Source organism: Polaromonas sp. P1_H6 (genome assembly GCF_056405195.1).
The window spans coordinates 37,118-54,427 of the sequence record NZ_JBFUCN010000017.1 but is presented as its reverse complement, the minus strand read 5'-3'; the positions used below and the strand labels follow the sequence as shown (position 1 = coordinate 54,427).

The 17,310-nt window shown below is 63.3% G+C and carries 15 protein-coding genes; 9 read left to right on the top strand and 6 right to left on the bottom strand.

The genetic code is table 11. The features are described from left to right. Positions 1–8: 8 nt before the first annotated feature. Positions 9–932 (top strand): LysR family transcriptional regulator, encoded by a 924-nt coding sequence (locus AC1D1F_RS16210; RefSeq protein WP_477696472.1) that lies wholly within the window; start codon positions 9–11, stop codon positions 930–932. A 15-nt stretch (positions 933–947) separates the two neighbouring features. On the opposite strand, the gene AC1D1F_RS16205 is transcribed toward AC1D1F_RS16210, so the two are convergent. Beyond that, positions 948–1,802 carry a SirB1 family protein gene (locus tag AC1D1F_RS16205; protein ID WP_477696471.1) on the bottom strand — a complete coding sequence of 285 codons (855 nt, stop codon included), beginning with the start codon at positions 1,800–1,802 and terminating at the stop codon, positions 948–950. Positions 1,803–1,878: 76 nt separating this feature from the next. Next, complete coding sequence (gene murJ, locus AC1D1F_RS16200; RefSeq protein WP_477678731.1) at positions 1,879–3,438, bottom strand: murein biosynthesis integral membrane protein MurJ; 1,560 nt, start codon at positions 3,436–3,438, stop codon at positions 1,879–1,881. A 223-nt stretch (positions 3,439–3,661) separates the two neighbouring features. Between murJ and rpsT the strand changes: the two genes are divergently transcribed. Together rpsT and AC1D1F_RS16190 are read left to right on the top strand one after the other, a co-directional pair. Further along, entirely contained in the window at positions 3,662–3,973 is a 312-nt protein-coding gene (rpsT, locus tag AC1D1F_RS16195; protein ID WP_007864125.1) for a 30S ribosomal protein S20, read from the top strand. 201 nt (positions 3,974–4,174) lie between these two features. Continuing rightward, on the top strand, positions 4,175–5,152 hold the full coding sequence (locus AC1D1F_RS16190; RefSeq protein WP_477696470.1) for a hypothetical protein: 978 nt from the start codon (positions 4,175–4,177) through the stop codon (positions 5,150–5,152). 21 nt (positions 5,153–5,173) lie between these two features. Here the strand turns inward: AC1D1F_RS16190 and AC1D1F_RS16185 are convergent, their stop codons facing one another. Beyond that, positions 5,174–5,491, bottom strand: a complete 318-nt coding sequence (locus tag AC1D1F_RS16185; RefSeq protein ID WP_477655167.1) for a DUF3579 domain-containing protein — start codon at positions 5,489–5,491, stop codon at positions 5,174–5,176. A 283-nt stretch (positions 5,492–5,774) separates the two neighbouring features. Between AC1D1F_RS16185 and AC1D1F_RS16180 the strand changes: the two genes are divergently transcribed. Together AC1D1F_RS16180 and argF are read left to right on the top strand one after the other, a co-directional pair. Then, entirely contained in the window at positions 5,775–6,992 is a 1,218-nt protein-coding gene (locus AC1D1F_RS16180; RefSeq protein WP_477683112.1) for an acetylornithine/succinylornithine family transaminase, read from the top strand. Further along, complete coding sequence (argF, locus tag AC1D1F_RS16175; RefSeq protein ID WP_477675613.1) at positions 6,989–7,933, top strand: ornithine carbamoyltransferase; 945 nt, start codon at positions 6,989–6,991, stop codon at positions 7,931–7,933. Before AC1D1F_RS16180 ends, argF begins: the two co-directional genes overlap by 4 nt. A 45-nt stretch (positions 7,934–7,978) precedes the next feature. Here the strand turns inward: argF and AC1D1F_RS16170 are convergent, their stop codons facing one another. Beyond that, positions 7,979–8,743 (bottom strand): SDR family oxidoreductase, encoded by a 765-nt coding sequence (locus AC1D1F_RS16170; protein ID WP_477675612.1) that lies wholly within the window; start codon positions 8,741–8,743, stop codon positions 7,979–7,981. A gap of 225 nt (positions 8,744–8,968) precedes the next feature. Between AC1D1F_RS16170 and kynB the strand changes: the two genes are divergently transcribed. The 4 genes from kynB to AC1D1F_RS16150 all read left to right on the top strand — a co-directional run bounded on the left by kynB (position 8,969) and on the right by AC1D1F_RS16150 (position 13,079). Beyond that, on the top strand, positions 8,969–9,628 hold the full coding sequence (gene kynB, locus AC1D1F_RS16165; protein ID WP_477675611.1) for an arylformamidase: 660 nt from the start codon (positions 8,969–8,971) through the stop codon (positions 9,626–9,628). A 10-nt stretch (positions 9,629–9,638) separates the two neighbouring features. Beyond that, positions 9,639–10,919, top strand: coding sequence for a kynureninase (kynU, locus tag AC1D1F_RS16160; protein ID WP_477675610.1), 1,281 nt, complete (start codon positions 9,639–9,641; stop codon positions 10,917–10,919). Continuing rightward, positions 10,919–11,779, top strand: a complete 861-nt coding sequence (gene kynA, locus AC1D1F_RS16155) for a tryptophan 2,3-dioxygenase (protein WP_477675609.1) — start codon at positions 10,919–10,921, stop codon at positions 11,777–11,779. The genes kynU and kynA overlap by 1 nt, the downstream gene beginning before the upstream one ends. Positions 11,780–11,996: 217 nt before the next feature. Next, a complete protein-coding gene (locus AC1D1F_RS16150) occupies positions 11,997–13,079 on the top strand; it encodes a hypothetical protein (protein ID WP_477696469.1) in 1,083 nt (360 codons plus the stop codon). Between the two features lie 86 nt (positions 13,080–13,165). On the opposite strand, the gene AC1D1F_RS16145 is transcribed toward AC1D1F_RS16150, so the two are convergent. Together AC1D1F_RS16145 and AC1D1F_RS16140 are read right to left on the bottom strand one after the other, a co-directional pair. Next, entirely contained in the window at positions 13,166–14,356 is a 1,191-nt protein-coding gene (locus AC1D1F_RS16145) for an FAD-dependent monooxygenase (RefSeq protein WP_477675606.1), read from the bottom strand. Then, entirely contained in the window at positions 14,356–17,244 is a 2,889-nt protein-coding gene (locus AC1D1F_RS16140; protein ID WP_477675605.1) for an aconitate hydratase, read from the bottom strand. The genes AC1D1F_RS16145 and AC1D1F_RS16140 overlap by 1 nt, the downstream gene beginning before the upstream one ends. Between the last annotated feature and the right edge of the window lie 66 nt (positions 17,245–17,310).

The window sequence follows — 17,310 nt, the reverse complement described above, 5'->3', positions numbered from 1 at the left end:
ACCCAGTCATGACGCTTTCCATCCTTGAACTGCGCCACCTGCGCACCCTGACCGCCCTGCGCGACAGCGGCAGCCTGGTGCGCGCGGCGCAGCTGCTCAACCTCACGCAGTCGGCGCTGTCGCACCAGGTCAAGTTGCTGGAGGAGCGCTACGCCACGCCGCTGTTCGAGCGCAAATCCGTGCCGCCGCAGTTCAGCACCACCGGCCTGCGCTTGCTGGCGCTGGCCGATGCGGTGCTGCCGCAGGTCGAGGAAGCCGAGCGAGACGTGGCGCGCCTGGCCACCGGCCGCTCCGGCCAGTTGCGCATCGCGGTCGAGTGCCACACCTGTTTTGACTGGCTGATGCCGGCCATGGACGCCTTCCGCACGCGCTGGCCCGAGGTGGAACTCGACATCGTCTCGGGCTTTCACCCCGACCCGATCGCGCTGGTGCTGCAGGACCGCGCCGACATCGCCATCGTGTCGGAGGCTGACGCCGATGAAACGGTGGACTTCCATCCGCTGTTCCGCTTTGAAATCATGGCGCTGCTGGCCAACCACCATGCGCTGGCCGCCAAGACACACCTGACGGCCAAAGACTTCGCCGATGAAACCCTGATCACCTACCCGGTGCCCGACGAGATGCTGGACGTGGTGCGCCAGGTGCTGGAGCCGGCAGGCGTGAAGCCCGCGCGCCGCACCACCGAGTTGACAATTGCGATGCTGCAGCTGGTGGCCAGCGGCCGCGGCGTGGCCGCGCTGCCCAAGTGGGCGGTGCAGAGCTACCTGGACCGGGGTTATGTGAGCGCCAGGCCCATAGGCAAAAAGGGGCTGACCGGTCGCCTGTATGTGGCGTGTACCGAAGCCACCTCGGCTCGCCCGTGGCTGGCCGACTTTGTGGCGATCACGCGCGAGAGCTGTTTTCTCACGCTCAGTGAGATCGAGCTTCTTTGAAATGAGCCCTGAAGCTCAGTGGCGGCCCTGGCGCAGCTGGGCCAGGCGCTCGGCCATGGCGTCGATGTCGAGTGCGTCCTCGGCGTTGGCCAGGTAGGTTTCCAGGTCGGCCATCGCGCGTTCGGGCTCGCCATGGGCGGCCCAGGCCAGGCCGCGGTCGCGGTATTCCGTCCAGGCTTCGGGTTGCAGCACGATGAGGCGGTCTTGTACCGGAATCAGGCGCTGCCAGTCTTCCTGGGTCTTGTGGATTTCCTTGAGGTTGCGCAGCATGCGGCTGATGATCTCGCGCGGCGGCGCCGACTGCAGGTACAGGCCCATGGGCACCTCGAACTCGTCGCCCGGGCTGCCGCCGTGTTGCCGGAAAGGCTCGAGCCGCTCGGACAGCTCCTCGCGGCTCAGCGATTGGCCGCTGAACGGGTCTATCACCACCTGGCCCTTGGGCAGGTTGACCTTGACCATGAAGTGCCCCGGAAAGGCCACGCCGCGCGCATTGAGCCCCAGTCCCAGCGCCAGTTCCAGCCACAGCACCGCCAGCGTGATGGGGATACCGCGGCGCGTGCGCAGCACGGCGTTCAGGTAGCTGTTGTCGGGATCGTAGTAGTCGTTGACGTTGCCGCCGAAGTTCAGGTCGTGGAAAAAGAACTGGTTCAGCGCGCGCAGCCGCTGCAGCGCCGGTGCGTCGGCCGGCAGGCGGCGCTTGAGGCGGGCCAGGAGCTGGTCGACGTCGCCCAGCACCTGCTGCACGTCCAGGTCGGGATATTCGTCCTGCGCCAGGCTGATGGCGGCTTCCAGGAGGGGGAAATGCTCGTCGCTTTCCACCAGGCTGGAGAAATATTGCAATGGTGACGGTACAGCCAGATTTAATTGCATGACCCCTACTTTCTCATAATCCGGCGCAAAAAGGCATCCGGGGAAATGCCGCTCGGTACCTGGAGCGCGCCGCCCGTCAATGTCTCAGCAGCTTTGTTACCTTGAGGCCGGACAGCCACAGCGCCGCGAAATACAGCACCGCCGACGCCAGCAATACCAGCGCCAGCCAGCCGATGCGTTCCATGGAATGGCTTTTCAGGGCGACCCATCTCACCGCCCCGGCGGCCCACAACAAAAAGGCCGCCAGCAAGGCGCTGGCGCCGCCCACCTGCAGTGCAAACTTGCCCCAACCCGCCACCGGTTTGTAACTTCCGCGTTTCAAAAGCCCCAGCAAAAGCCACAAGGCGTTGACCAACGCGCCAATGGCGATCGACAGCGTCAGGGCCGCATGCTGCAGCACCGGCACCAGAAAATAATTCAGCACCTGCGTGAACACCAGCACGCAGACGGCGATACGCATCGGCGTGCGCATGTCGTGCCGGGCGTAAAAGCCCGGGGCGAGCACCTTGACGGCCACGATGCCTATGAGCCCCACGCCGTAGTTGCTCAACGCCGCCGTCGTGCGCTGCACGTCGAGGTCGCTGAACGCGCCGTAGTGGTACAGCACGGCGACCAGCGGCTGCGAGAACACCAGCAGGGCCACCGCACAGGGCACCGACAGCAGGACCACCAGGCGCAGGCCCCAGTCGAGCATGGCCGAGTAACGCTCCTCATCCTGGCTGCCGCGCGCCGCGGCCAGTTGCGGCATCAGCACAACCCCCAGGGCGACACCCAGCATGGCGGTGGGAAATTCCATGAGACGGTCGGCATAGGTGATCCAGCTCACGCTGCCGGTGGCCAGGTGCGAGGCGATCTGGGTGTTGATGAGCAACGAAATCTGCGCAACGCTCACGCCCAGCAGGGCCGGCAACATCAAGCTCAGCACCTTGCGTGTGCCCGGGTCGTTCCAGGACTGGCTTAGGGCCGCGAAGCTGGCGCCTATCCGCGGCAGCAAGCCCAAACTCCGCAGCGCGGGCAGTTGCAAGCCCAGTTGCAGCAGGCCGCCGACCATCACCCCCACGCATTGGGCGTAGATCGGCTCGATGCCATGCCTGGCAAACCAGGGAGCACCCAGGGTGATGGAGCCGATCAGCGCCACATTCAGCAATACGGGCGAGGCGGCGGGCACGGCAAACCGGCGCCAGGTGTTGAGGACACCGCCGGCCAGCGCGACCAGCGACATGAAACCGATGTAAGGGAACATCCACCGGGTCATTACCACGGCGGCGTTGTAACCCTGCGGCTTCAGGCCGCTCGCCATGGCCCACACCATCAGCGGCGCGGCCAGCACGCCGGCCACGCACAGCAGCACCAGCGTCCAGGTCAGCAAGGTCGCGACGTGGTCGATCAGCTGCTTTGCGCCTTCTTCCCCTTTTTCCGCCTTGCAGGCCGCCAGCACCGGCACAAAAGCCTGGCTGAAAGCCCCCTCGCCGAGTACCCGCCGGAACAGGTTGGGTATCCGGAAGGCGACGTTGAAGGCGTCGGTCATGGCGCTGACGCCAAACACCGAGGCCATCAGCAGGTCCCGGACAAGACCCGTGACGCGCGAAGCCAGGGTCAGCAGGGATACGGTGGAAGCAGCTTTAAAAAGTGACACCCCGGGAGTTTATAGCCCCCACGGTCGTTCACTTCGCGTAACTCCCTGCCCCCCGAGGGGGCCGCTGCGCCTGCGGCCCGGCAAAGCCGGTTCCGCGGCCCCTGCTGATGTAAGTCCTTCCTGGCTAAAACCACCATGTTGGGCCTGAGACCCGGCCGTCGTATAATCCAAGGCTTTGCTGCAACATCCACAGACTCCTCCCCAGGATTAAAGGAATTTATATATGGCTACCGCCAAACCCAAGAAAAAGAACCCGCGCCTTGCATCAGGCCGCAAACGCGTCCGCCAGGACGTCAAACTCAACGCCGCGAACACCTCGCTGCGCTCCAAATACCGCACCGCTGTGAAAAACGTCGAAAAAGCCGTTGCAGCCGGTGACAAAGACAAAGCCAAGGACCTGTTCGCCAAGGCCCAGAGCATTGTGGACACGGTTGCCGACAAAGGCATCTTCCACAAGAACAAGGCAGCGCGCGACAAGAGCCGCCTGTCCGCCAAGGTGAAAGCCCTGGCACTGGCCCCCGCAAAGGCCGCCTAAGCAATTAGGCAAATCGCCCGGTCGGCATCTTCTTCACGAAAATACCGTCCGCCGTTTTGTAGGGTGCGCTGCAGCAAAGCAAAAAAGCCGTCGAAAGACGGCTTTTTTGTTGGGCGCTTCACTTAGACTCGGGCGCAGATGGGGCGCATAGGGACAAACCGCCCTCTTCCACTGTTGTTACTCAACAAGAAAAGGCGGCTCATGCGCGCACTCGTTCTGCCGGCCCTCATCGCGGCCAGTCTGGGCACCGGCCATGCCGCCGACGACGAAATCTTCGACTTCAACGAATTGCTCAATCCCGGCACCATCAGCCAGGCGGAATGCAACGCCAAGCAGGATGCCGTCTGGGTGGAAACGCAGTGGCGTGAACAGGGTGCCGCCGAACGCACAGCCAAAGGCTGCATTCGCTACTTTCCCAGCGCCAATGCGCTCGGCGCGGAAACCGCCGTGCTCTTCATGCATGGCGACGTCCTGAGCGGCGGCATGGCGCAGGCCAGGGATGCCTATGTCAAGTCCGCAAGCCGGAGCCTGCAGATCGCGCGGTCCGAACGCTCGGCCAAAGAAATCGGCCTGCCGGTGATCCGCATAGGCCGTCCGGGCGCTTACGGCAGCACTGGCGCGAGCCATTTGCGCGAGCGCCGCATGCCGGTCGAAGCCCATCTGACAAACGCGGCGATCGACGCCATCAAGAAAAAATACGGTTATCAGCGCATCCAGCTGACAGGCCTGAGCGGCGGTGGCGGGCTGGTGGGCGCGGCACTGACGCTGGGCCGCACGGACATCGATTGCGCAGTGGTCGCCAGCGGCGCGGTGAGCATGAAGACGCGGGCCCGCCTGCTCGGCAGCAAGGAAGCCCAGCGCGGGTTGGACCAGACGGGACAGCCGCTGTCGGCGGTGTACGACCCGATAGACCACATCGGCGGCGTCAAGCCGGACGGCCGGCGCCGTGTGTTTGTATTAGGCGACCCGCAGGACTCGGCAGTGGCCTTTGAGTCACAGCAGGAGTTCCAGCAAAAGCTGATGGCGGCCGGAACGCCCGCCACCTTGCTGACCGCTCCGGCCTCCGATGCCAAGCATCACCAACTGGGGTCTGAAGCGCTGCTCGTGGCCGCCTGGTGCAAATCCGGCGTGGCGGATGCCCAGATACAGGCTTGGCTGGCCGAAGGAAAAAAGAAATAGGCCGGTGAAGCCGGCCTGCCCTCAGCGAACGGGTGGCTCGGGAATCAGGCAGGCTTCAGCCACCTGTAAATCGTTGTCTTTGGCGAAGTTGATGGCGAAATCCCAGGCCATGGGCTCGGCCTCGCGCAGTTCAGAGTTGACGACCACACATTTCACGCCGTTGATGACGGTAGGCACGCACCAGGGGGAATAGGTCAGGTGGCTGCCGGGCTGCGGGCCGCCCGGGCGGAAATGGCTCATCACGCCGCACAGCCTGTCGGCCCAGTCGCTGGGCCGGAAGGTTTTGCCGTCGCGGGTAATACCCTGGATGAAGACTTCTTTGGCGGTATTGGAGACCATCGGGTGGAGGGTTTTTTGCGCCGCCCGGCATGGGAAAAGGATGGGATTCACCCCATGCTGCAGCGCACAACAATTCTAGCTTAACTCGGACTCTTATATAAGACTTGGCAGATAAATTTTCAATGGGGACCATAGCGGGGAGGTGCCGGGCGCCGGCATCGCAGCAATGCACAAACGTCACAAAAGCCCGCAAAGTCTGCGCCTAAAATCAGCCCAGGCCCGCATCATTCGCTGCGGGCCTCGGATTTTCCGCACTGTTACAGCCTTTGTTCCGGAGTTTTCCATGACCGCAGCCCTGCCCAAGCACATCGAAGCCGCCTCTCCCCACGTGATGAACACCTACGGCCGCCTGCCCATTGCGCTGGACCACGGCCAGGGCTGCCGCGTCTGGGACGTCAACGGCAAGGCTTACCTTGACGCTCTGGGCGGCATCGCCGTCAACACCCTGGGCCACAACCACCCCAAGCTGGTGCCGGCCCTGCAGGAGCAGATCACCAAGCTCATCCACACCTCCAACTACTACCATGTGCCGCTGCAGGAAGCCCTGGCAGCCAAACTGGTGGAGCTGTCGGGCCTGGAAAACGTGTTTTTCTGCTCCACCGGCCTGGAAGCCAATGAGGCCGCGCTCAAGCTGGCGCGCAAGTTCGGCCACGACAAGGGCATTGAGCGCCCGGAAATCGTGGTCTATGAAAAAGCCTTCCACGGCCGCAGCATCGCCACGCTGAGCGCCACCGGCAACCCCAAGGTGCAGGCCGGCTTCGGCCCGCTGGTCGAGGGTTTTATCCGCGTGCCGCTGAACAACATCGACGCGCTGAAGGCCGCCACCGCCAACAACCCTAATGTCGTCGCCGTGTTCTTTGAGGCCATCCAGGGCGAAGGCGGCATCAACAGCATGAAGGACGAGTACCTGCGCGAGGTGCGGGCGCTCTGCGACGAACGCGACTGGCTGCTGATGATCGACGAGGTGCAGTGCGGCATGGGCCGCACCGGCAAGTGGTTTGCCCACCAGTGGGCGGGCATCAAGCCCGACGTGATGCCGCTGGCCAAGGGCCTGGGCTCGGGCGTGCCGGTCGGCGCCGTCGTGGCCGGCCCCAAGGCCGCCCGCATTTTCAGCCCCGGCAACCACGGCAGCACCTTCGGCGGCAATCCGCTGGCCATGCGGGCCGGCGTGGAAACCCTGCGCATCATGGAAGAAGAAGGCCTGCTGGCCAATGCCGTGAAGGTCGGCGACCACCTGCGCGCGGCGCTGGCGAGCGGCCTGGCCGGCGAGAAAGGCCTGAAAGAAATCCGCGGCCGCGGCCTGATGCTGGGCATTGAACTGACCGTGCCCTGCGGCGAGCTGCTGGGCCGCGCCGCCGAAAACGGCCTGCTGCTGAGCGTCACCGCCGACACCGTGATCCGCTTGGTGCCCTCGCTCACCATGACCACGGCCGAGGCCGACGAGGCGGTGGCCATCCTGGTGCCGCTGATCAAGCAATTGCTGAAAGAGAAAAACGCGTGAGCACTGCGATCCCCTCTACCCCCGCCCCCGTGCGGCACTACCTGCAGTTCAGCGACCTGAACGCGGCGGAATACGCTTACCTGTTCGAGCGCGCCGCCATCATCAAGAAGAAATTCAAGACCTACGAAAAACACCAACCGCTGGTCGACCGCACGCTGGCCATGATTTTCGAAAAAGCCTCGACGCGCACCCGCGTGAGCTTCGAGGCCGGCATGTACCAGCTGGGCGGCAGCGTGGTGCACCTGACCACCGGCGACAGCCAGCTGGGCCGCGCCGAGCCGATTGAAGACAGCGCCAAGGTCATCAGCCGGATGGTCGACCTGGTGATGATCCGCACCTTCGAGCAGACCAAGATTGACCGCTTCGCCGAGCATTCGCGCGTGCCCGTCATCAACGGCCTGACCAACGAGTTCCACCCCTGCCAGATCCTGGCCGACATCTTCACCTACATAGAGCACCGCGGCTCCATCAAGGGCAAGACGGTCGCCTGGGTGGGCGACGGCAACAACATGGCCAACACCTGGCTGCAGGCCAGCGAGATACTGGGCTTCAAGGTGCACCTGAGCACGCCGGGCGGCTACGAGGTCGACCAGTCCATCGCCGGCATACGTTCGGCCGACAGCTATAAGGTCTTCAAGGACCCGATGCAGGCCTGCGCCGGCGCCGACCTGGTCACCACCGACGTCTGGACCAGCATGGGTTATGAGGCCGAGAACGAAGCGCGCAAGAAGGCCTTCGCCGATTGGTGCGTGGACACCGAAATGATGCGCGCGGCCAAGCCCGACGCACTGTTCATGCACTGCCTGCCCGCCCACCGCGGCGAAGAGGTCGAGGCCGAGGTCATCGACGGCCCTCAGTCGGTGGTCTGGGACGAGGCAGAGAATCGCATGCACGCGCAAAAGGCACTCATGGAATTCCTTCTGCTGGGTCAGCTCGCGTAAGGCGCGAGCTGACGGCGCGCGGCGCCGTCGTTAAGAACCGGGCCCTTAGCCCCGGCCCACAAACGGCATCTTCGTGGCCATGATGGTCATGAACTGCACATTGGTCGACAGCGGCAGCGACGCCATGTGCACCACCGCGTCGGCCACTTCTTTCGCATCCATCATGGGTTCGATGGCGATCTCGCCGTTGGCCTGGGGCACGCCCTTGGCCATGCGGGCGGCAAGCTCCGTCATGGCGTTGCCGATGTCGATCTGGCCGCAGGCGATGTTGTACTTGCGCCCGTCCAGCGAGATGGACTTGGTCAGGCCTGTGATCGCGTGCTTGGTGGAGGTGTAAGGCGCCGAATTGGGCCGCGGCGCGTGGGCCGAAATCGAGCCGTTGTTGATGATGCGGCCGCCCTGGGGCAACTGGTCTTTCATCAGCCTGATGGCAGCCTGCGCGCAGAGGAAAGAGCCGGTCAGGTTGATATTGACCACATTGGTCCACTGCTCAAAGGTGATGTCCTCGAGGTTGACGGGCGGCGCGCCCACGCCGGCATTGTTGAACAGCAGGTCGAGGCGTCCGAACTTCTCTTTGACTTTGGCAAACGCTGCCGCCACCGACTCAGGCTTGCTCACGTCGGTCGGCAAGGCCAGCGCGCGGTCCGTACCGCCCTCCTTGGCGACTTCATTGAGCGGCTCCACGCGGCGCCCGACCAATGCCACGCTATAGCCTTCCCGCAGCAGGGCCAGGGCCACGGCCTTGCCGATGCCAGTGCCCGCGCCGGTGACGAGTGCGACTTTGCCGTTGGACTTGTTGTCGGGATTCATGGTGTGCCTTTGTCTCTCTTGAAGGGTTGCAGGAGGGGGTTGGTAAATCGATGCAGCACAAGCGCCGCAGGTCTGGATTGTGCCCCAGCCCGCGCAATTGCACAGGCCGCGCCTGGGGCCTCGCCGCAGGTCGTCGCCTGTCAAATACTTTAGGTTTCAACTATTTTTGGAATTGTTGGAAATAACCGACACCACGGCTTTTTTGCCGGTGCTACCTTTGCACCCATGACAGCCCGCACACGCGCTACAGGCGCATCACCACCGCTCAAAATCTGGGACATCTCGCCGGCCGTAGACGAGAACGCCGCGGTGTTCCCCGGCGACACGGCCTATTCGCAGCAGCTGCATTTTTCGCTGGCGCCGGGTTGCCCGGTCAACGTCAACAGCATCACGCTGTCGCCGCACACCGGCGCGCATGCCGATGCGCCACTGCACTATGCCAACGGTCAGGCCAGCGTTGGCGAACTGGACCTCGCTCCCTACCTTGGGCCATGCCGCGTGATCCACTGCATGGACTGCGGCCCGCTGGTCCTGCCCGAACACATCGCTCACGCGCTGCAAGACCTGCCGGCGCGCGTGCTGCTACGCACCGCACGCAACGCCAGCCAGGCCTGGGACGCTTTCACCGCCATCGCGCCGGAAACACTCGAATTACTGGCGGGCAAAAACATCACCCTGATCGGCATAGACACACCCAGCGTAGACCCCTCCACCAGCCAGGACCTGCCCAGCCACCATCAGTTGTTGGCGCACGGCCTGCGCGTGCTGGAAAACCTGGTGCTCGATGAAGTGGCTGAAGGCGATTACGAACTGATTGCCCTGCCGCTCAAGCTCACCAAGGCCGATGCCTCCCCCGTACGCGCCATCCTGCGCGAACTCCCCTGAAGAAAAAATGATGACCACTCTGCAAGACTGCCGCGCCCTCGATGCGCAAGACCCGCTGCGCGAATTGCGCCGGCAATTCACGCTGCCCGAAGGCGTGATTTACCTCGACGGCAACTCGCTGGGCGTGTTGCCGAACACCGCGGCCGCCCGTGTCGCCGAAGCGGTGACGGCCGAATGGGGCCAGGGCCTGATCCGTTCCTGGAACAGCGCCGGCTGGTTCGAGCTGCCGCAGCGCCTGGGCAACAAGATTGCCCGGCTGATAGGCGCGGCCCCCGGTGAGGTGGTGGCCACCGACAGCACCTCCATCAACCTCTACAAGGTGCTGAGCGCCGCGCTGCACATCGCGGCCCAGGACGCACCCACGCGCAAAGTGATCGTCAGCGAGCGCAGCAACTTCCCGACCGACCTCTACATCGCCGAGGCCCTGTGCCGCGAGCGCGGCTTTCGCCTGCAGCTCGTCGAGCCTGAAGAGATCGGCGCAGCGCTCACCGCTGAAGTCGCCGTGCTGATGCTGACCCATGTGAACTACCGCACCGGCGCCATGCATGACATGGCCGGCCTCACCGCGGCAGCGCATGCCGCCGGCGTGCTCACCGTCTGGGACCTCGCGCACAGCGCGGGTGCGGTGCCGGTGGACCTGAACGCGGCGAAGGCCGACTTCTCGATCGGCTGCGGCTACAAATACCTCAACGGCGGCCCCGGCGCGCCGGCCTTTGTCTGGGTCAATCCCAAGCACGCCGACCGCTTCTGGCAGCCCCTGGCCGGCTGGTGGGGCCACGCAGCGCCCTTCGAGTTCACACCCGACTACCGCCCCGCCTCCGGCATTTCCCGCTACCTCTGCGGCACACAGCCCATCCTGAGCATGACCGCACTCGAATGCGGGCTGGACACCGTGCTGGCAGCCGAGCCGCTGGGCGGCATGCAGGCCCTGCGCAAAAAATCGCTGGCGCTCACCGACCTGTTCATCCAGCTCGTCGAAGAGCGCTGCGCGGGCCACGGCCTGGGCCTGGCCACGCCGCGCGGCCATGCGCAACGCGGCTCGCAGGTCTGCTTGACCCGAACCGAAGGCGCTTACGCCATCGTGCAGGCGCTGATCGCGCGCGGCGTCATCGGCGACTTCCGCGCAGGCGACGGCGAAGCCGGCAAGCACCTGGACATCCTGCGCTTCGGCTTCACACCGCTCTACATCGGCTTTGAAGACGTCTGGAACGCCGTCGAGCATCTGAAGCAGGTACTGGCAACCGGCGAATGGCAAAAAGCCGAATTCAACCAGAAGCACGCGGTCACGTGATGAATAACAACGAAAACAAACCACAAGCGCCAGAAGACATCGTGCGCGACGAAAAAGCGCAGCTCGATTTCAGCAAATCCATGAGCTACGGCGACTATTTGCAGCTCGATGCCATCCTGGGCGCGCAAAAGCCGCTCTCGCCCGACCATAACGAAATGCTGTTCATCATCCAGCACCAGACCAGCGAACTCTGGATGAAGCTGATGCTGCACGAGCTGCGCGCGGCGATCGCCAACGTTGCGAACGACGAGCTGGGCGGCGCCTTCAAGATGCTGGCCCGCGTGAGCCGCATCATGGAGCAGCTGGTGCACGCCTGGGATGTGCTGGCCACCATGACGCCGCCCGAATACAGCGCGATACGCCCCTACCTCGCCAATTCCAGCGGCTTCCAGAGTGCGCAATACCGTTGCATCGAATTCGCGCTCGGCAACAAAAACGCCGCCATGCTCAAGCCCCACGCGCACAGGCCCGACCTGCTGGCGCAGGTGCAGGCTGCCTATGAAGCCCCGTCACTGTATGACGAAGCCCTGCGCCTGTTGGCCCGCCGCGGCCTGGCCGTGCCTGCCAGCCACACGGCACGCGACTGGACCCAAGGTTATGTCGAGAGCGATGAAGTTGAGCAGGCCTGGCTGGTGGTCTACCGCGACCCGAAGAAATACTGGGACCTGTACCAGCTCGGCGAGGAACTGACCGACCTGGAAGACGCTTTCCGGCTCTGGCGATTCCGGCATGTCACCACGGTGGAGCGGGTCATCGGGTTCAAGCGCGGCACCGGCGGAACCGGCGGCGTGAGCTACCTGCGCAAGATGCTCGACGTGGTGCTATTCCCGGAAATCTGGAAATTACGAACGGATCTATAAGAATTCATCAAACCCAGCCACAGCCCTTACAAAAACCACAAATCGCTATCCCTCTCCAATTCATCAACTTGCTTGGCAGAACCCTGCGTTGTTGTATCAGTCAAGATCGTCAGCGATACTCCGATTATCCGATTCCGTTCTTGCCTGCGTTTCACGGGCCAACCCTTCAATCAGCACATATATTGTTCGCTTGCCGTTCATCAGCCACTCATCTGCCATGAATTTTCCGACCCTATCCAAGACCAAAAAAGCTTTAGTCGCGCTTGCACTGATTGTGTTTGCGCTTGCTTGTTTCTTTGCCAGGAATGGTTTTGAATATTTCAAATACTACGTCTACGACCTCACACACGAAAGTGACAGGGATAGGTCTGCCGCGTTAGCGGAAACGACAGGGGACGCGGTGGCACATGCTGTCGCCGCATCAAAAACGGTCGCTATCTTCACCGGTGATACAGGTCATATCACCAAGGGAAAACTCCTGGATGCAAACTACAAAAAAGAGTACGACCAGCTCCCTGAAAAACTCTACACCCTTGGTTTTGGTGAAACCATTTATTGCGTTACCTGCAAAGACGAGAAGGGCGACAAGCAGCGCGGGTACTCCGTGATCGAAACGAATTCGCCCCAGGACCTGGAAAAGTATCAACCGAGGGTCGGCCAGGAAAACTGGAAAGCTTATTTAAAGCTCGCGATGAAGGGCGCCGTTGAATACCCCACCCTGTTGCCCGCCCTGCTTAACGACAACTACCTGATCTCAGCAGAAGACTTTGGCAGGAAATACGGCCACGACTTCGATGCGTTTTATCTCAAGGAATTGCCATATGGCGTCAAAGAGAAGCTCATCGACTTTTACGCATCCGACGAAGGATCGAGCTATCGATTCATAAACTCCGGAAACCTCAAATACTCAAGCCTGTTAAGGGAAGGGGATTTCAGCGGCGAGGACAAGAAAGAAATCGCTATTCTGCTCAAGGACACGCGGGAAGGACTGAACGATGCCTACCTCCTCCTGGTACTCCTCAGAAAGAACGACCCCTCCCTTCATCCGGAGTACTACATCGCATTTAACGAAGTTTTCCCAGGCAAGGTCATCATCGAAACTGTTTATAAAGACCCGGAAGAGCGGTGGGATCACAAGATTTTCATGAACACTGAAGAGAAAGTGGAAACCAGGTACAACAGCTTGAGAATTCTCCGGCCCGAACAGAGGGACACCGTGCTGGTTTACGATGAAAAATTCGACAGGATGAGGAAGTACATACAAGTTCCAAAGTCCGAGAAAAACAAAATCCGTGACTAAATAGTGGGTGCGCCGCGCACCTGCAAACGTCGCAACAGGGCGTGCGCAAACAGCTATTGGTTTACGACGCCTCAATGCCCATCAAGCTATGTTTGGCTTGCACCATACAGCCAAGGCATATCCAGCAGTTTCTCGCCCAGCAGTTTGAGCGAGGCATCGCGGCCCCAACGCAGCAGACCATCAGCGTGAAATATCTGCCCATTGCGCAGCGCTCTCGCCTGCACACGCGCATTGCGCTGCCACCGGTTGAGCGCATAGCGCTGCAGCATGGTCGGCACATCAAGCGCTGGGTCCAGCGCCTGGGCCAGGGCGTGGCCCAGTTCGGCGGCGTCTTCAATCGCCATGCCGGCGCCCTGCGCCAGGTAGGGGCGCATGGGGTGGGCGGCGTCGCCCAGCAAAGCGACGCGGCCCACGGCGTGCTGGTGGGCGCCCTGCATGGGCGCGCGGTCGTGCAACACCCACAGGCGCCAACCCTCAATGGCGTCCATCACCTCGCGCAGCGCGGCGCAACAGCCGGCCGTCGCTGAGGCCAGGTCGGCGGCGTTGGCGCTGTGGTCCCAAAGGTCGGCTTCGGCCGCAACCTCGCCGTGCACGATGGCCACCACGTTGAGAAATTCCCCGCCGCGCACGGGGTACTGCACCACATGCATGCGCGGCCCCAGCCAGGCGGTGACCTGGTGGCTCCTGAGCAGTTCAGGCAGATCGGATTGCCGCATCAGGGCGCGGTAAGCCAGGTGGCCGCTGCGGCGCGGCAGCCCGTCCCCCAGCAGTTCCTGGCGCACCGTGCTCCAGATGCCGTCGGCGCCTATGAGGGCGTCACATTCAATACCGGGGCCGTCGTCGGCCCGCACGGTGACGGCCTGGGCGGTCTGGCTGAAGGATTGCAGCGGCCGGCTCAGGTGCAGCTTCACATCGGCATGGTGCTGTACGGCCTGCAGCAACACACCGTGGAGGTCAGCGCGATGAATGGTGAGGTAAGGCGCGCCATAGCGCTGGACCATGGCGGCGCCCAGAGGTAACTCGCCCAGCAGCTGGCCCGACACGGCACTTCGCACCTGCAAGCGTTCGGGAAAGGCCGCCACGGCCTGCAGCGCATCAGCCAGGCCCCAGCCATGCAGCACCTTGACCACATTGGGGCCAAGCTGGATGCCGGCGCCGACTTCGCTGAAGGCGTTGGCGCGTTCAAACAGGCGAACGTCCCAACCCGCGCGCGATGCCGCGAGCGCCGCCGCCAGTCCACCGACGCCGCCACCGGCAATCAGAGCCTGCCGGAGCATCAGGCCAACAACTGTCGCAGCACGAACGGCAAGATGCCGCCGTTGCGGTAGTAGTCGACCTCGATGGGCGTATCCACGCGCAGGATCACGGTGACTTCCTCGCGCGAACCGTCGGCGCGCGTGATGACCAGCTTGGCTTCGCTTTGCGGCTTGAGTTCGGGATGTGGAATCACGTCGATGACCTCGGTACCGGTGAGCTTGAGGGTCTGCCACGAGTCGCCCGGCTTGAACTGCAGGGGCAGCACACCCATGCCCACCAGGTTGCTGCGGTGTATGCGCTCGAAGCTGCGTGCCACCACGGCCTTGATGCCCAGCAGCTGCGTACCCTTGGCGGCCCAGTCGCGCGAGGAGCCGGTGCCGTACTCCTCGCCGGCAAAGATCACCGTGGGCGTGCCCTGTTCCATGTATTTCATGGCGGCGTCGTAGATGAACATCTTCTCGCCGCCAGGCTGGAACAGCGTCACGCCGCCCTCCTCGCGCGAGCCTTCGGCGTCTGCCGGGATCATCAGGTTCTTGATGCGCACGTTGGCAAACGTCCCGCGCATCATCACGTCGTGGTTGCCGCGGCGCGCGCCGTAGCTGTTGAAGTCGGCCTTCTGCACACCATTGGCCTGCAGCCACAGGCCCGCGGGCGAGCTGGCCTTGATGGAGCCGGCCGGCGAGATATGGTCGGTGGTGATGGAGTCGGCGAACAGCGCCATGATGCGCGCGCCCTTGACGTCCACGCTGCCGGCCTCGCCGGCGTCCATGCTGAAGTCCTTGAAGAAAGGCGGCTCGGCGATGTAGGTGCTGGCGGGCCAGGTGTACGACGTGCCCTTGACGCCCTTGATGTTTTCCCAGAGCTTGCCCGGTTCGGTTTTCACCTTCGCGTAATTGGCGCGGAAGGCCTTGCCGTTCATCGCGTACTTCATGAGTTTGTAGATCTCGTCGCTGGTCGGCCAGATGTCGCCTAGATACACATCTTTGCCGCCCTTGCCCTTGCCAACGGGCTCCGTCATCAGGTCGCGCATCACCGTGCCGGCGATCGCGTAAGCCACCACCAGCGGTGGGCTGGCCAGGAAGTTGGCCTTGAGGTTGGGATGGATGCGCGCCTCGAAGTTGCGGTTGCCCGAGAGCACGGCCGCGCAGACCAGGTCGCTTTTGCTGATGGCTTCGTTGAGCTCGGGCGTCAGGTCGCCGGCATTGCCGATGCAAGTGGTGCAGCCGTAGCCGGCCAGCGCGAAGCCCAGCTTTTCAAGGTAAGGCAGCAGGCCTGTCTCGGTCAGGTACTCGGTCACGATGCGCGAACCGGGCGCCAGCGAGGTCTTGATGTGCGGCTGCACCTTGAGGCCCGCTTCCACCGCCTTCTTGGCCAGCAGGCCCGCGGCCAGCAGCACGCTGGGGTTGGAGGTGTTGGTGCAACTGGTGATGGCGGCGATCAGCACGTCGCCGTTGCCTACCGTGATGCCGGGCGGCGAATGCACGACCTCGGTCTGCGCGGTGGCGGGTGAGTCGGTGGTGTTGCTGGCGCGGGCATGGGCCAAGGTGGGGCGGTTACCCTCCATCTCCATCACGGGGCGCGCGGCACCCGCAGGTGTAGGCGGGGCGGAGGGTAGCGTGTCCAGCCGCCCTTCGTCGGTGCGGCGCACCAGGTGGCGCGTGTTGAGCATGGCCGGCGGCTGGTTGAAACCGTTTTCGGCGATCGGCTTACTGAAGAGCGACTTGAACTGGCCAGCGACGTTGCCGAGCTCGATGCGGTCCTGCGGGCGCTTGGGGCCGGCCAGGCTGGGCGTGACGTCACCCAGGTCGAGCTTGACCACATGCGAATAATCGATCTGGCCGGCTTGCGCCACGCCGAAAAGGCCTTGCGCCTTGAAGTAAGCCTCGAAGGCTTCGATCTCTTCCTTGGTGCGGCCCGTGCCTTTGAAGTAGTCAATGGTTTTTTCGTCGACCGGGAAGAAACCCATGGTGGCGCCGTATTCGGGCGCCATATTGCCGATGGTGGCGCGGTCCGGCAAGGCCAGCGTGCGCGTGCCCTCGCCGAAAAATTCGACGAACTTGCCCACCACCTTTTCCTTGCGCAATTGCTCGGTCACGCGCAGCACCAGGTCGGTGGCGGTGACGCCTTCGCGCAGGCGGCCGGTCAGCTCGAAGCCCACCACGTCGGGCGTGAGGAAGTACACCGGCTGGCCCAGCATGGCGGCTTCGGCCTCGATGCCGCCGCAACCCCAGGCCACCACACCGATGCCGTTGATCATGGTGGTGTGGCTGTCGGTGCCCACCAGCGAGTCGGGGTAGTACACGTTGTCGTTGGTCTTGTGCACGCCGCGCGACAGGTATTCAAGGTTGACCTGGTGCACGATGCCGAAGCCCGGCGGCACGACGCCGAAGGTGTCAAAGGCCTGCATGCCCCACTTCATGAACTCGTAGCGCTCGCGGTTGCGCTGGAACTCCAGCTTCATGTTGAGGTCCAGCGAATTTTTCTTTCCGTAGTAGTCGACCATGATGGAGTGGTCGACCACCAGGTCCACCGGCACCAGCGGCTCGATGGCCTTGGGGTTCTTGCCCAGCTTGAGCGCCACGCTGCGCATGGCGGCCAGGTCGGCCAGCAGCGGCACGCCGGTGAAGTCCTGCAGCACCACGCGAGAGACGACAAAGGGGATTTCTTCGCTGCGCTCGGCCTGGGGCAGCCAGTTGGCCAGCTGGGCCACGTGTTCGGCCGTGACTTTTTTGCCGTCGCAGTTGCGCAACACCGACTCGAGCACGATGCGCATGGATACAGGCAGGCGGGCGACTTTGGGGAATTGTTTGGCGAGTTCCGGCAGGGAGTAGAACTTGCCGGTTTTGCCGGAGGCGGTCTTGAAGCTTTTGAGCGTGGACGAAAAAGCGTGGGGAGGCGGTTTGGCCATGGCGGACTCCTTTTTATTGACGGCAGCCCCCATTCTGGCAGGCAGTGCGGCCCCGTGGGGGCCCGC